The sequence below is a fragment of the Chitinophaga sp. 22620 genome (assembly GCF_052044405.1).
Lineage (GTDB): Bacteria > Bacteroidota > Bacteroidia > Chitinophagales > Chitinophagaceae > Chitinophaga.
Window position 1 is genome coordinate 345,308 of record NZ_JBQEMV010000004.1, and the last position, 15,730, is coordinate 361,037.

12 protein-coding genes are annotated in these 15,730 nt (G+C 53.5%); 7 read left to right on the top strand and 5 right to left on the bottom strand.

Translation table 11 applies throughout. From position 1 onward, the window contains the following. Nucleotides 1-32: 32 nt before the first annotated feature. Both ACTJIK_RS20730 and ACTJIK_RS20735 read right to left on the bottom strand, forming a co-directional pair. Complete coding sequence (locus ACTJIK_RS20730) at nt 33-620, bottom strand: RNA polymerase sigma factor (RefSeq protein WP_440649448.1); 588 nt, start codon at nt 618-620, stop codon at nt 33-35. Between the two features lie 214 nt (nt 621-834). Beyond that, complete coding sequence (locus ACTJIK_RS20735; RefSeq protein ID WP_440649449.1) at nt 835-1,347, bottom strand: hypothetical protein; 513 nt, start codon at nt 1,345-1,347, stop codon at nt 835-837. 131 nt (nt 1,348-1,478) lie between these two features. Between ACTJIK_RS20735 and ACTJIK_RS20740 the strand changes: the two genes are divergently transcribed. From ACTJIK_RS20740 to ACTJIK_RS20750, 3 genes are read left to right on the top strand one after another with little or no spacing between them, the layout of a single operon-like run. Then, nucleotides 1,479-1,802, top strand: a complete 324-nt coding sequence (locus ACTJIK_RS20740; RefSeq protein ID WP_440649450.1) for a hypothetical protein — start codon at nt 1,479-1,481, stop codon at nt 1,800-1,802. A gap of 35 nt (nt 1,803-1,837) precedes the next feature. After that, a complete protein-coding gene (locus ACTJIK_RS20745; protein ID WP_440649451.1) occupies nt 1,838-2,563 on the top strand; it encodes a COG1470 family protein in 726 nt (241 codons plus the stop codon). Nucleotides 2,564-2,567: 4 nt separating this feature from the next. Beyond that, a complete protein-coding gene (locus ACTJIK_RS20750) occupies nt 2,568-3,608 on the top strand; it encodes a polyprenyl synthetase family protein (RefSeq protein ID WP_440649452.1) in 1,041 nt (346 codons plus the stop codon). Here the strand turns inward: ACTJIK_RS20750 and ACTJIK_RS20755 are convergent, their stop codons facing one another. Further along, nucleotides 3,609-5,057 carry an NAD(P)/FAD-dependent oxidoreductase gene (locus ACTJIK_RS20755; RefSeq protein ID WP_440649453.1) on the bottom strand — a complete coding sequence of 483 codons (1,449 nt, stop codon included), beginning with the start codon at nt 5,055-5,057 and terminating at the stop codon, nt 3,609-3,611. It lies immediately after the preceding gene. 151 nt (nt 5,058-5,208) lie between these two features. On the opposite strand from ACTJIK_RS20755, the gene ACTJIK_RS20760 reads away from it, so the two are divergent. The 4 genes from ACTJIK_RS20760 (at nt 5,209) to ACTJIK_RS20775 (ending at nt 13,546) form a co-directional block, all read left to right on the top strand. Beyond that, nucleotides 5,209-5,865, top strand: coding sequence for a hypothetical protein (locus ACTJIK_RS20760; protein WP_440649454.1), 657 nt, complete (start codon nt 5,209-5,211; stop codon nt 5,863-5,865). A gap of 85 nt (nt 5,866-5,950) precedes the next feature. Beyond that, nucleotides 5,951-9,454, top strand: coding sequence for a PKD domain-containing protein (locus tag ACTJIK_RS20765; protein ID WP_440649455.1), 3,504 nt, complete (start codon nt 5,951-5,953; stop codon nt 9,452-9,454). Nucleotides 9,455-10,247: 793 nt separating this feature from the next. Continuing rightward, a complete protein-coding gene (locus ACTJIK_RS20770; protein ID WP_440649456.1) occupies nt 10,248-12,830 on the top strand; it encodes a DUF1963 domain-containing protein in 2,583 nt (860 codons plus the stop codon). A gap of 59 nt (nt 12,831-12,889) precedes the next feature. After that, entirely contained in the window at nt 12,890-13,546 is a 657-nt protein-coding gene (locus ACTJIK_RS20775) for a suppressor of fused domain protein (RefSeq protein ID WP_440649457.1), read from the top strand. Nucleotides 13,547-13,578: 32 nt separating this feature from the next. On the opposite strand, the gene ACTJIK_RS20780 is transcribed toward ACTJIK_RS20775, so the two are convergent. Together ACTJIK_RS20780 and ACTJIK_RS20785 are read right to left on the bottom strand one after the other, a co-directional pair. Then, nucleotides 13,579-14,358 (bottom strand): (Fe-S)-binding protein, encoded by a 780-nt coding sequence (locus tag ACTJIK_RS20780; protein WP_440649458.1) that lies wholly within the window; start codon nt 14,356-14,358, stop codon nt 13,579-13,581. An 11-nt stretch (nt 14,359-14,369) separates the two neighbouring features. Further along, on the bottom strand, nt 14,370-15,668 hold the full coding sequence (locus ACTJIK_RS20785; RefSeq protein WP_440649459.1) for a 4Fe-4S dicluster domain-containing protein: 1,299 nt from the start codon (nt 15,666-15,668) through the stop codon (nt 14,370-14,372). Nucleotides 15,669-15,730: the final 62 nt, after the last annotated feature.

Sequence of the window (15,730 nt, forward strand, 5' to 3'; positions counted from 1 at the left end):
TTCCCTAAGGGATTTAAAATTTTTTTTTCAGATCAGCGGAAAAGGTAGGATTGAGCCATGTCTGCCGTCATATCCAGGCGGATGGCTTCGGCGATCTTTTTCACAGCAATGGCCAGCTGGGCGTCTACTGTTTTGGGAGATATCTGCAGCAGCTCGCCTACCTCCTTGTATTTCAGGCCATCCTGCTTCACCAGCCGGAATATAAGCTGGCAGCGGGCGGGGAGGCTGCGGATGGCGGACTCTATCTTCTGGATCACTTCCGCGGAAAGCATGTTCTGCTCGGTATCGGGACTGATGGCAAAGGCTTCGGTATCCAGGTTGTCCAGGCTCATATGCTGGTGCCTGCGTTGCTGGCGCAGGGCGTTAATGCTTTGGTTGCGCGTGCATACATAGAGATATACGGTGGGATTGGCTACGCCGGCGAGCTGGGCGCGTTTGTGCCAGAGCATGATAAATACATCAGACACGATCTCTTCAGCAAGCTGCCAGCTGCCTGTAATGGCGGCGGAGAAGTGGATCAGGCGCGAACAGAGCCCTTTGTACAGCTCGTTATAGGCATCCTGGTCACCGTTGTCACAGACCTGGCGGAAATATTGGTGGAGCACTTCCTCATTCATCATGCCGGAAAAGTATAGAATTGTTCGGTGGCAAATATTAACGCAATATTATTTCTTCGTAGATCCTGATTGATACATAAAGAGTGATCACCGAAATTAATAAAACTTTCAGCAAGCCGCTAACAATTATTTTGCCGTGAAGAGCATGGAAAAAAAAGGGTGCAACGGAATCCGATGCACCCTTTTTAAAGCAGGTATAACTGCCTGGACGTCGTTTCTAATACGCATGCAGCCCGAGCTTGGGAGCGAGCCAGCTCTTTTTCAGCGGCACGAGCCAGTGCATCTCCAGTTCGCCTTTCGTTTGCACGGTATTGTTGAGGTAAAGCGTATCGGTGGTGATGTACCCTTTTTCCAGGGCATAGTTGATCTGCGCCATGGGCAGCAGCTGCAATTTCTCTTTCACGATGAATCCCAGCGCCAGGCGGTCGAACAGGTTCACATTGTACTGCCTTTCCATGCTTTTGATGATGCGCACGGAGCTGTCTGTACTGCAGCCGCTTACGCCGGCTTCAGACTCGTCCGCCATCAGCACGATCACCTGGTCGAACAGCAGGCGGCCCCAGCCTTTAACAGGCGTTCCGTGGGAGTTCCATTGTTCGGTGAACTGGTGCAGCTGTTCTTCTATTTCAGCCGCTTCCCGGGACGAGAACGGGCGGTTGCTCTGGTATATCCAAACCCGGCTGGAGGGAGGGAAGTCTGACGGTAAAATATGGGTGATATCGGTATTCATCCTGCAAAATTACGGTAATCCGGGTAAAACCGGCCTGAAGAATTAACGCCCAATTGTTTTTTGCATGGGAATATTTAGTTAAATTTGGTAGCGTAACCACCAAAAGTCCATTAACCTCAAAATTTCCTATCATGGCAGAAGATCACAATGTCCACATTGTTGAGTGGCCAAAAGAAGGAGCTGCCCGGCTGGAGCACCTTTTCAACGACAAACCATTACAGGTAAGCATGCTGCACAACCAGGGGCAGGCCGTTCCTTTATGCATCAAGCTATGCGAGCCCATTTGCGCGGAAAGCAATTACCGCATCGGCATCAACCTGCTGGGGCAGCCGTTTGCCGAGATCGTCATCAAAGGCGTGACCCGGCTGTTCAATTGCCGCGACAACAACGACAAACCGAACGACAGACCCAATGACGGACCTGTAACGCACGTCCCCACCAACCCCGTAGGCTAGCAGTATATCGTTTCATTCCCCAAAAACATCCCCATATGCCCGCAAAAGCGAAGCAAAAGGCGGCAGAGCCCCCTGCGGCAACGCCTGCACCTGAAAGAAGCGCTCCCTCCACCGGTATTCAGTTCGAAGGGCTGGGCAATATCGTAGACAGTGCTTCCAAAATCGTGCTGAAGGCCGCCAATATCCTCGAAGAGGAGATAGCGCGCGGCATTGTGGCCGCCAAACAGATAGAAGGCAAGCTCACCGACGTGCAAAAGCTGCGCGGCGGCAACAAGGAAGAGCTGCTTACCCGCTTCCGGCAGGATGCGCATGATGTGATAGACCTTCTCATCGATTTTACCACTATTGCCGTGAAGAACGTGGGCAGCCTCACCTCCCGCATCATCAACATCAAACAGGGCGGCACAAGCGAAGCCCCGCAGGCGGAAGACCCTGTCCAGATACCGCTGATCCACGCGCCCAAAGACCTGAAAGCAGGCGAGGCGCTGGAAGTGCCCATCACGCTGGAAAACGACAGCAAAACCGAGGTGAAGACCATCGAGTTCACCAACACGGCGCTGCTGGACGCTTCCAACAACCAGATCGATGCGGCGGCCATCACCTACAACCCCAATCCCCTTGTACTGCAGCCCGGCAGCAACGGCAGCGTGAAGATCGCCATCCGTGTGCCGGACGGGGCTAAGCCGGGTTCTTACACCTGCTTCATACAAGGGAAGAATGTGGCGAACCTTAAAGCCACCCTGCTGGTGAAAGTAGTTTAAGCGCATGCTCTCCACAGACATACAGGAACAATTCCTGACCAGGCTGAGCGCGTACCGGGACCTCAGCCTCAAATCCCTGATCGATCTCATCCCGGACCGCGAACCAAAGAAGTACCTCTACGACCTGGTGACGCTTTACCCCAAACGCGGCGGTAAAGGTTTCAGGCCCGGGCTATGCCTTGCCGCCTGCAACATTTTCGGCGGCACCACCGGAGAAGCCATGAATTCCGCCATCGCGCTGGAACTTTTTCATAACGCCTTCCTGGTGCACGACGATATAGAAGACGAAAGCGACGACCGCCGCGGGAGCCCTACCATGCACGCTGCGCACGGCATCCCCATCGCCATCAATGTGGGCGATGCGATGAATGTGCTCAGCATCAGGCCCCTCATGCACAACATTTTCACGCTAGGCCCCAGCCTTACCTGGCAGGTGTTCTCCGAAATAGAGCACATGGTGCTGGAAAGCGTGGAAGGCCAGGCCATGGAGCTGGGCTGGCGGCAGGATAATCTCTGCGACCTGAAAGAAGACGATTACCTCCGCATGATCCTCAAAAAAACATGCTGGTACACCTGCATCCATCCGCTGCGGATCGGCGCCATCATTGGCTCCGGCGGCGCGATGGACCCGGACGTATTCAACCGCTTCGGGTATTACCTCGGCGCGGCATTCCAGATACAGGACGACCTGCTGAACCTGGTCGGCGACCAGGATAAATACGGTAAAGAGATTTGCGGCGATGTGCTGGAAGGCAAACGTACGCTGATGCTGATACACCTGCTGAACACCTGCAGCCCGAAAGAAAAACAAAAGCTGGAGACCTACCTCGCGAAGAAACGCTCCCTGCGCATGCCTGATGAAACAGAATGGGTGATGAAGATGATGAAGAAATATGATTGTATCGCGTACGGGAGAAAGAACGCGCAAAACCTGGCAGGCGCCGCGCTGAAGGAGTTCTACACCGTATTCGGGCACATGCCTGATTCGGAGGATAAGCAGTTTATCGAGAGCATGATATTGTATATGATCAACCGCGATTATTGATCACCTTCCCATGTCTTTCCACACATGCCCTGCCAGCTGGAATGAATTGCTGAGTATCCCTTTGCCCCAGCTGATATAATCTTTCGGATGCTGCATCACATCGCCGGCCGTTTGCATGCCGAACACCATGCCACCCCAGGCCAGCCGCGTAATGCTTCCCGGGCCTTTAGCCGCTTCGCGAAATGCGTCCGCTGCGAGCGTATGCACGCCCTGCGTAATGCTTTTGCCGATGAAAGATGCGCTCATGGCCTCGTTGGCTGGTTTCAGGCCAGCGAGTATGCCGCCGGCAATATCCGCATATTCGTCGTCTTTCCGCGCTTTCTGCACAATGATGTCCAGCAGCTTCAGCCAGAGCGGGTTCAGGTTGCGGTTGCGGATGAACTGGATCAGCGTGTTGGAAAGCGACATATCAAATCCCAATTCTTCCACGATCCTCTTTTTATACGGGGCCAGCGCCGCTTCATGGAACTGCTGCTGCCGGAAACATTCCGCAATGGCCTCCGCCGCCCAACGGCCGCTGAGCGTGGCATATTGAATGCCTTCGCCATTGAGCGCGTTGATCAGTCCCGCCGCATCGCCCACCAGCACCAGCCGGTCCGCGGTCTTGGGATGGGAAGGGTTGTAGGTGGCCAGCGGCCAGCCAGCTACTTTGTCTTCCAGTTCGCCGTCGCCGATCTTTGCTTTCAGCGCGGGATCATTTTCGATGAGCTCGAGCAGCAATTGTTTCAGGTTCACTTCCTGCTGCGGGAAATTTTCCTGCACCATGCCTATGCCCACATTCGCGGTATCGGGGCCGGTGGGGAAGAACCAGTAATAACCGGGGAAGCTGCGGGAGGTGAAGTACAGTTCCGCCTGGTCCGCCACGCACTTCACGTTCCGGTAATAAGCGCGCACGGCCAGTATGCGGTCTTCCGCCTGCGGCTTGCTGCCCGTCAGTATGCGCGCTACCGTTGAGCTGCTGCCGTCCGCCCCTACGATCATCTTGGCAAACAGCGAACCTTTTTTATGATGCGCCAGCACGCCGTTGCTGAATACCTGGTAGTCCTGCAGCCTGCCGGTTACCAGCTTCGCGCCTTTTTTTAACGCGGCCTGCAGTATCCAGTCATCCAGCTCCAGGCGCGGTACCACGCGGCCATGGTCCGGTATGCCGTTCACCTTTGGAATGTTCTTCGTGATCATAGCCTTCCCGTCCAGGTAAAGGGCTGCCTGGGTAATGACGTTCGTTTTGCGGAAAGCTTCGTATTGATCGATGCCCATACCTGCCAGCTCACGGATGGCAACGGGGCCTACGAAATCGCCGCATACTTTATCGCGCGGGAACGGCTGATAGTCGAGTATCGTGACTTTAATGCCCTGTGCAGCCAGGTGGTAAGCGCAGGAAGCGCCCGCGGGGCCGCCGCCTATGACCAGTACGTCTGTATCGTACTGTGGGGTTACATGCCATTTCATGGGGTCAGGTTTATAGCCGAATTTACGAAAAATAACATGCAGTATCGGCGCTTTTCCTTAAATTTGGCGTATTACTCCGAGCCCCAAATCATTAGCATAAGGTACTGCGTATTCGTATTGTTTTTATTGCCCCAATTAAAATTCACTTCTTATGGAAAAAGGAAAGATTTCCTCCCTGAGAGAATTGCAACAGCAGATGCCGCGTATCCTCGAACAGCATGGCAAAGATCCTTCGCTTACTTTGCTCGCCCTCGCCAATCCTTTGCTGGCACTGGAAAAGATAGGTTATTCTTTCAGCCCGGAAGCCAGGGACGAGATCGAAGCGCATGTGCGTTTCGGTAAAGAAGGTGCGGCGAAAGTGGAAGCCCTCAAAGAGCAGATATTCGCGGCTACCGGTAAACCGTTCGACCTGCGTGATGCTTCCGCCCTGCAACAAAACCTTTCCGCCGTATTATCCAAAGCCGCCGCACCGCCGGATATAAAAGCCGGCAAACCCAAAGCAGACGCCGTTAGGGCAAAAGCAACGGGTGCGGATAAGCTCGCTTTACCCAAAGAAGAAGTGGACGCCATCCTGCACAGCGTGAAACAACCCGTGAAAGTAGTGGGCGGCAAGCTGACGGACCCGCTGGAGGCTTTCAGCTCCAAACATGCCGTGATAGTGCCTTTGCTGGAATTCCGCAGGTTGGAGGCTACGCATCCGCGGCTGGCGGAGAAGAGTGTTGCCGAGGCGCTGGTGAAACAAAAAGACAAGCTGCCCTTGCGCAATATCAGCTTCAGGATGAACCGTGCGAACGGGAAGGTAAAATGATGGAATAACGAACGGAACATAAACCCCAAAAACCGCGGGACGCAACATTCCGCGGCATGTATAATCCCGATAAAAACCCCTTCAAATGGCAAACACGCATGGTTTTGAAGTGATCGCGGAACTGACCGTTCCCGCCCTGAAACAACTGCTGCTGGCCGCATGGAAATCAGGCGGCGACGCCAGCGGCCCCGGTGTGATACCCGAATACGTGAACATTCCCAACACCATCAGCTTCGGCCCTTACCAGGTGGCCAGCGGCCACGTGCAGATCCCCAAAGAGCAGCTCGATCTTGAAATGGACACCGGCGTAAACGGCGTCCGCATCAAACTCGGCACCATCAATCACATCGAGATCGCCAACCCGCCCATCGACGCCGCCAAACTGTTCGATATCACGGCGGACGTGCGCGTGCGGGTACCCATCCGCGAGACCAATCCCGCCAATCACGAAGTGGGCGCGGATTTCACGGCCATGCCCGCCGACGCGGTGAGCGTGACCATCACCAGCGGCGATCCTATTGCGCCCATCACCACCGCGGCCATCGAAGAATTTGTACATAAAAAATACCAGGAAGGCGCCATCCCTTCGCAGATCACGCCAGACCCTACCATCGCCTTCGGGCCGTTCAGCATGAAAGTGCATGCCGAACTGTACGACGATGTGAACGATCCCGCCCGCAAGATCACCATCGAAAAGCCCGATCCCGGGCACGTGAAAGTGAACATTCCCTGCTACCTCCGGTTTTACGACATCACTGGCAGCTTCGGCGGGTTTGAGCTGCGCACGCCCATGGCTGTCAACGGCAAAGCCGTGATGCTGGCGGAATACACAGAAACGGCGGACCGCATCCTCGTTAAAACTTCCACCGCTACCGTTACGCTCGAAAACGTGACGCCCGCGGCAGGCACCGAAGGAGCGAATTATACCTTCAACAAAAATGCCGCCTCCATCGGCGGCTACGACCTCGAGAGCCTCATCAAAACAAATTTCAGCGCCGCCGCCGCCGGCCCGCTGCACGCTTTTGGCGATGTGGACGTGTTTGTGCCCACCCTGGCGCAGATAGAAGGTTTCATCGCCGCCCGCGTGCGCGATGAGCTGGTGGCGCGGCAAAAGATACAGATATGGAAAGTGGAAGACCCCACCGGCACCACAACCATCAACGACGTAACGCCGCAGGCTTACAGCGACGGCTTCGCGCTCTGCATCAACGGCGGAGGAGGCGGCAACCCCGGCGCGGTAACCAGCTTCGTGCCCGCCGGGCGCGACTTTGCCATTGCCACCAGCGAAGCCAAGGTGCGGCAGGAATTTAATAAGACCGTGGCCGACCAATACGGCTCGCTGCCCACCACGCTCGATGAAAAAGTGGAAGGCAAGACCGTAAAGCTTAACAGTCTCGGCCTGGACCTCCATACCGGCGAGCTGAGCGTGAACGGCGAAGTGACGATCGTAGACGCTGTGCTGGACAGCATAGACATCGACGCCGGCTTCGACCAGCGCGTAGGACTCAAATGGGCCGATAAACCGGATGGCACGCAGATGCTGGAGCACGAACTGATCGGTGACCCGGACGTGGACCTTGGCGCCGGAGCCTGGCTGCTGGTGGCTTTCCTGGGCTTCCTCACCTTCGGTGTGATCGGGCTTATTATCGGTCTCATCATCATGGCCGTGGTGGAAAGCATTGCTTCCAAGATCGGCGGCGTGGTGGCGAAAGATGAATCCGGCAAGGTGACCGGCATTGGCGCATGGCCGGGTAGTTTAGATGCGATCGGCAATGTGCAGGCGCGCTTCGAGAACCCGGTGATCATTGAACCCAGCGGGCTGGTGTTCGCCGGCAATATGATCATCACCAGCACCTTTGCGCTCACTTCCGAAGATATGGCCCGCTCGCACGGCCCGTACAACGTGACCGGCAACGCCTTCGTGAACTTCAACGGCGGCGCGGATAAACCCACCTCAAAAGCCCTCTGGCTGGCGGGAGACGGCGCATCCTTCACCCTGCGCAATGTTTCCCACCGCTTCGGCAGGAGCGGCGTATACGTGGCGCGCGTGCAGATACAGGTAGACGAAAGCGGAGGCGCCACCACCAGGCACTACACCCGTGTGAATGTGAAGAACGTGGCGCCGGTGGTACAATTCGAAACACCCGTGATCACCATCGAAGAAGGGCAGAAGGTAACACTGAAAGCCGCCTTCACAGACGATAACTGGCTGGATACCCATAAAGCCGTGATCGATTTCGGCGACAATACCGCGCCGCAAACGCTCGTAGTCACTGAAACCAACAACGAGCCCCAGGCGCAGGGCACCGCCAGCGCGGAACATGCCTGGTGCGATAATGGCAGCTATACCGTGCGCCTCACCGTGCAGGACAGTGCCGGCGGCGTGGGTGAAGCCGTAATGACCGTGAACGTGGTGAATGTTGCTCCGAAAGTATACACCTACAAACGCCTCTGCGTGCTCAAAAATCAGCCCGTACGGCTCGACGCTGTATTCATAGACGCCGGCTGGTGCGATTCGCATGTAGGCACCTGGGATTGCGGGGACGGGCATATCAAAATGGCGACCATCCGCGAGAAGAATAAATCCCCGCAGGGCGTGGGCATTGCCTCCGCATCGCATGTATACACCTGCAAAGGCAATTACGTGACCAAGGTGACCGTGCAGGACGATGATGGCGGTACCGGTACCGCCTATTCGCTCGTCACCGTTACCGAGCTGATGAACGCGAATTTCGAGGACGGCTTCCGGTACAAACCGCAGAAAGAGGCACGCAATACGCAGGAAGATGCGATCGTGGCCAATGAATGGCAGCCCTTTGCATCGCCCGTGCTCATCATGGACCCGGAAAGCACCAATGTGCCGCCGTTCAAGGCCGCCTATTTTATTCCCGACGAATTCATTTGCCGCGACGGCCAGCGAGCGCAGGGCATAGTGATCGAAGGTTCCGGGATTGCGGGCATCCGGCAGAGCATCTGTGCGAACACAGGCTGGGACTACGAATTCACCACGTTCTATCATCTGCCCACCCGCAGCAGGGGCGTGACCAGGATCGGCATCGACCCCACCGGCGGCACCAACCCCCTTTCCGAAGACATTAAATGGGTGGAAGCCGCGGCAGTGGACGAATGGGTGCATATGTCCGTAAGAGTAACGGCCGAAAAGCCGCGCATCACCTGCTTCATTGCTGTATACCAGGAAAATGGGGAGAGCGAGCTATACATAGACCGTGCGGCCCTTTTTATGATACAGGCATGCGATCCGTACCCGCTTATCATGCGCCCGAAAGACCGGCAGGACTGCTGCCCGGTGGACGAGCTGGAACGCCATGATTTTGACAAGCTGGAAAAATACATCAGCGACGACATCGCTATGTATTACCCCGGCACGGCCGCCTACCGCTCCACCATGAGCGGCGCACGCATGGTGGATGAAAACAACCCGCCGCCTTCTTTCAGGTTGGATAAACAATCGGGCGAGCAATTGATGAACATGGCGGTGAGCGGTGCGATACAGCTCACGACCGGGATTGCGAAGACCCTGATCAAAGGGACGATCGGGAGGATACTGCCGTTTGGGAAGAGAGGGTAGGGAGGTTTGGTCAAGGGTGCTGTTTGCTATAGAAGAATTTGGTAAATTGCATCATTGATTTCTGACAAATTGCACTACAATGTCAACAAAAAAGCAGGTTTCCCAGGAGCTAACGTCTAAGGCTAAGTTGGCTGTCACCAATGATCTGGAGCGGCTCCGCCGTGACATATACCGCCCCGATATTGAGAAACTGCATCTTTTTACTCAAATGTTACGGGTAAATGCTTTATTTAAAAAGGCGAAAATTACTTATAAATAAAAGGAATGGATCTTTTGGATGAAGAACTGATCAGGTTTTGGAGAACCTTGAATGAGAAACAGGTCAGGTATATTATGGTTGGTGGATTTGCGACCCGTTTCCATGGATTTAACAGGAGTAACCTTTAGAAACTATGCAATTTGTACCGGGATTTTCAAACATAGATATTCAAGGTTGTTTTGTAGAACCCGGAGCTGACGCAAGTCAGCTCACGCACATAATCCTCCCTTCAGACTTGCGCCAGCTTGGGACGAAAGCTGGCTAGCCAGTCAAATATCACATCACAGCTGATCAGTTACCCGCTCCCCCCTGAAAACAGGGTATTCATTTTCATTGAAAACGGTGTTTTCCCCGGCATCGTATGGGCTTACCTTTGTGTCAGAATATATCGGAATGATAGTTCTCCAGGCGACCCGGTAGCCTGTTTGTTATTCCTGGAATTCCATTTTCACAACACTTAAACATTTAGTAACAAAAAAGAATTTTGTGATCTTTGGAATTTCATTAATCTTAGCACTTTATAGTTTTTAGCCCATGTCAGTAAACGGAAACAAGATAGGAACAAGCGTATTTACCGCTGTGTCACCCGAAGGGTTTAGCGTAGTGAGACAGCTTCCCGCTTCAGTTGTGGCGGTGGCTGAAGCAGAAGAGGATTCCATACAGCCGCCCCGTATTACCATCAGCGTTAGTTTGCAAAGTGCCTACGAGGTGTTCGGCGGCAGCAATTTCAAAGAGCGTTTTTTTAATGCCTTACCGCAAAGGCGTTTCAAGGCCGTGGTGGTTAACACCACAGAAACGCTTTTCAATGGCAGCCCTTGTTATATCGTTCATGGAAAAACCGATGTTGTCTTTAACGAACAGCATTATCATCTATTTTATTTTGTTGGTTGTATTTTAATTAATGATGAATACTGCCTTGAGTTTATAGGCGAGGCTGAAGAAAATGTACGCGCCGGAATTGAGCCTTTAATAAACGAGGCCTGGCTGTCGCTGCAGTGGAACAATGATGCGGACGCTTTAAAGCAAAGCCTGCAGGAGCAGGAAGATGCGGTGGCCGCTACACTGAAGGCGATGGAGGAGCGGCTGGAGATCAACGAAGATGAAGCGGCAGAGGGAACGGCAGCGGTGCCTGAGGTTCTTCCCTTTGAAATACCCGCCGGCGGTAAGGAGGTATTTGAGATTGGCGGTATTTCCTTCGATATTATCGAAGAAGAGTCGAAATGGGAAATACCAGGCTTTAGCAAAGAGCTCAATACCCACATTGTAGCCAGAACGGGCAAGGTGAAAAAAGCGGTGGAAGCCAGATTGCTGGAAGAATATACAGAAGGGGACGAAGCAACGGTACATATCGATTTCCCCGGCATTGGCATATACGGTAACGGGATACCGGAAGGCAGTTTTGAAATTACAGGAGACAAATGCGAAGCCACCTATGCCTACGTGCGCAAAGAAGGCTTTGAGTACGGTCTCGATTTCTTCGGTACCATTACTTTCAAAGACAATTGGGTGGCCTATAACGGTTATCTGAAGCGTCCTTACGACGATGTTCCCTGTTTCCCGGTAAAAATATACAAGCAATTCAATGCGGATACCCTGGATTGGAGTAACTATAAGTTTACTTCTTATGAAGAAACATTGCAGGCCCCCGCGGAAGTGGTCTGTTACCTGGATATGGCCAACCCTGAGTTTGAAGAGTTCCCCGAAAGGCTGTTCTCCTTCAGCCGGCTTAAAGAGCTGGGGATCATCTGCAAGTGGCCTTTGGAAAAACTGCCACTAAGATCGTTTCCCGCAAAGATCGGCAGCTTGCAAATGCTGGAGCAGGTTTCTGTAAACGGTGTTCATGTTGAATCTTTACCAGAAAGTATAGGGCAGCTTACGAACCTGACCCGGTTCTATTTCAATAACGGGCAGTTAAAGACCATACCTGAAGGCCTGCTGCAGCTGCCAAAACTGGAGTACCTGGTACTCTCCCGCCACCAGCTTGAAGCATTGCCGCAACAAGCACACCTTCCCGAAATAAAGACAATAGACCTCTCCGGTAACCAGCTAAAAACGCTCCCGGAAACGTTATTGCAGCAACCGAAGCTGAAACGGGTCGATATTAAGAACAATCCCCTGGAAATATTGCCCGCATCCATTAATCAGATTGCAGATGTAGAGCTCTCTATTGAGGATAAAATGCGTTTGATGGATTTTACGTATAAAGGAGCTGATGGAACGGGTGTTATTTCATGGAACGACCGGGCATTTTACGCAGCAGGCGATCCGGACCTGGATACGCGGATAGAGGCCCTTATCAGGGAATACAACGCGGCAGAATACCGGGAAGCGATAGGGTCGCTGGCAAAAAAGAGCATTGCATTCTCGCATGCTGGCGATGAAGATTATACAATCATCGGCAATCACCGCTTTGGCGGCATGCCGGACCTGCCGGCGGATATGGACTATCCAAAGTTCATAGAGAAAAGGGAAGACGGGGAGAAGGAATACCTGTACGAATTCATTGGCCAGGTAAACTGCGGGGCAATTGCCGGCCTGCAGGATTATCTGCCGCGTAAAGGCATATTGTTTTTTTTCTTCGAAACCATTCATAACCTGTATGGCAGCACGAAAGGCAATCCCTGTAAAGTTATTTATGCGGAAGATACTTCCGCCCTTTCTTCCGGTAGCCGCTTCAATTTCTCCGCTGACGACTATTTTGAAATGTACGACCCGGCATACGCCGCATATAGCGTCCATGCGGCCAAAGAAATGTCGTTCCCGTCTTTTTATGCCAGCTACCAGAACAGTTATCTTTTTAAAGGCGCTGCCAAAGCCCTGCAGGATAAAGAGGAGCTGCTGGACGATACATTGGGCAACCTGTATGAAACCGGCGCCAACAGCAAACCTTACGCTTATGCTATGAACGCATATGGTTTTACGCAACATGAATCCCCGGAACTGCAGGCTTCCCTTAAGCAGAAAGGCAATCCCGAAGACTGGATCATTTTGCTGAAAGTCTCATCTGCCGGGGATTTTCAATGGGGTGATGCAGGCGACCTGTTTTTTGTCATCCATAAAAGCGACCTGGCAAAGAAAGATTTCAGCAATGTTTTTGTAACACTGGAAAGCAGCTGATCTTAAGAACAGGATCAGCATCCGGTTTGAGAATTTAAAGTATAAAACGATCCATATTTATGACAGCGGAAGAATATAAAAAACAATTTACGGAAGAGGATACGCCCGGCTGGCAGGCTATCGATCAGCAGCTGGGAAAAGTGTACGGCAGCACCGAACCCCGGCATTATCCGCCGCTGTGCGGGCTTCATTATGCCGCGGGAGGAACGGATCCCATAGATGGGGCGAGTATTTACGATAGTAATCGCCAGGTATTTCACCGGCATATCGTCAGCTACGGAATGAGCGAGCTTTATTACAATGAAGAAAAGGCCGGCGGCACATTCAGCAAATGGGGGTTTGAATTCAGCTTCAGGCTGGCACCTTTTAAAGAGGATGAAAATGATCCTATATGGGCCATACACGTAATGAATAACCTGGCCCGGTATGTATTTTCAAGTGGAAGATGGTTTGAAGAGAACCAGTTCATCCCCGCCAACGGCCCTATAAGGCTCAATACGGAAACGGAAATCACAGGTTTTGTAATTGCCCTTGATCCAGAACTGGGCAAAATAGACACGCCTCACGGCGAAGTTAGTTTTCTTCAGTTAGTGGGTATTACCAGCGCAGAATTGGAACAGATCAAACAAAACCCTACCACCGAAGCCGTAAAAGAATTAATAACCAGCTTGCAGCAAAGCAACCCTTTATTGATCACGGACCTGGAGAGGAAATAAAAAGAGCAATACGCACGGGGATACGCCCGCCGCTACTGCATTTCTCCGGCGATGATCTCCGCAATGTCCAGCACCTTCACCGTATCCTCTTTCCCTGCCTCTTTCACGCCGTCGGTGAGCATCGTCATGCAGAAGGGGCAGTTGGCGGCGATCACGGAAGCGCCGGTGGCTACGGCTTCGCGGCCTCTTTCGAAGTTCACGCGGGTAGTGCCTTTTTCTTCTTCCTTGAACATCTGCGCGCCGCCTGCGCCGCAGCAGAGGCCTTTGCTTTTGCAGCGTTTCATTTCCACCAGGTCCGCATCCAGCGTTTCCAGCACTGCGCGCGGGGCTTCGTAGATATTGTTGGCCCGGCCAAGGTAGCAGCTGTCGTGGTAAGTGATCTTTTTGCCTTTAAACGATCCGCCTTCTTTTATTTTGATGCGGCCTTCGTCGATAAGCTGCTGCAGGAAGGTGGTGTGATGGATCACTTCGTAGCTTCCGCCCAGCTCGGGGTATTCGTTTTTGATGGTGTTGAAGCAGTGGGGGCAGGCCGTCACGATCTTCTTCACGCCGTAATTATTCAATACCTGGATGTTGTTGTACGCCATCATCTGGAAGAGGAACTCGTTGCCCGCCCTGCGCGCCGGGTCGCCGGTGCAGGCTTCTTCCTTGCCCAGCACGGCAAATGGTATCCCGGTTTTGGTCAGTATCTCCGCGAATGCCCGGGTGATCTTCTGCGCGCGCTGGTCAAAGCTGCCCGCGCATCCCACCCAGAAGAGCACTTCGGGCGTTTCCCCATTGGCAAAATATTCGGCCATTGTTTTCACTTGCATACATTCTTGTTTTAACTGTTGATCCAGGCATCACGGTCGTCCGGACTGAATTTCCAGGGCGCCATATTATTTTCTATGTTGGAGAACATCATGTTCCATTCCTGCGGGGCGCTGCTTTCTTCCATGATCAGGTGCCGCCTCATTTGCAGGATGATGTCCAGCGGGTTGATGCTCACGGGGCATTCTTCCACGCAGGCGTTGCAGCTGGTGCAGGCGCGCAGCTCCTCTTCGGTGATGTAATCGCGCAAAAGCGTTTTGTCGCCGGCCTCTCCGTTTAGCCTGCCGACTTCTTCCGCGCGGTCGCGGGTTTTCATCATAATGAGGCGGGGAGAGAGGGCCTTGCCCGTTTGCGTGGCGGGGCAGGCGGCGGAGCAGCGGCCGCATTCCGTGCAGGCAAAGGCATCCAGCAGGTTCTTCCAGGTGAGGTCCTGCACGTCCTTTGCGCCGAACTTAGGCGGCGTATCGGCCGGAGCAGCGTTGGCGGCCAGTTCGGGCTGCATGGCATACAGCACTTCCTGTTGTATTTCGGGCATATTGTCCATTTTGCCTTTGGGCTTCAAACGGGTATAATATGCATTCGGGAAAGCGAGAATGATGTGCAGGTGCTTGGACCAGGGCAGGTAGTTCAGGAACGCGAGCACGCCGAGGATGTGCAGCCACCAGGCCGTTCTTTCAACGGCAACGAGCGCGGAGTCGGACAGGCCGTTGAACAGACCTGCAAAATGCTGTGTGATCCAGAAAGGATCGGCGACGGGGTAATGCGGTACGCCGCGGCTCTGAAGGATACCGTCTGCCGTGTTCATGGTGAGGAACAGCAGCATGAGCACAATTTCGGTGATCAGGATGCAATTGGCGTCGGAACGCGGCCACCCGTCCAGGTCTTTACTGATAAAGCGCCTGAGCTTGAGGATGTTGCGGCGCACCAGGAAGATGGCGCAGGAAACGGCCACCAGCACCGCCAGTATCTCGAAACAGCCGATCAGTACGCCGTACACCGGCCCCAGCACGGGCGCGAATATACGATGGGTGCCCGCCAGCCCGTCTATGACGATCTCCAGGATCTCCAGGTTGATGATAATGAACCCGGCATACACGAAGAAGTGCAGCACCGCCACCAGCGGGTTGCGGAACATCTTTTTCTGGCCGAAAGCAAGCAGCAGCAGGTTCTTCCAGCGCAGCGCGGGCTGGTCGTTCAGGGTGATGTCCCTTCCCAGCAGAATATTCCGCCGTATACCCATTGCCCTGCGGGAGAAGTAGTAAACGGCAGCTGCAAGTGCTACCAGGAAAAGTAGTTGAGAAACAATTTGCATATCCTTGATTTGACCGGTTGTTAGTTGCAATTTATGTATTTTTACGGCTGTACAAAATTGCG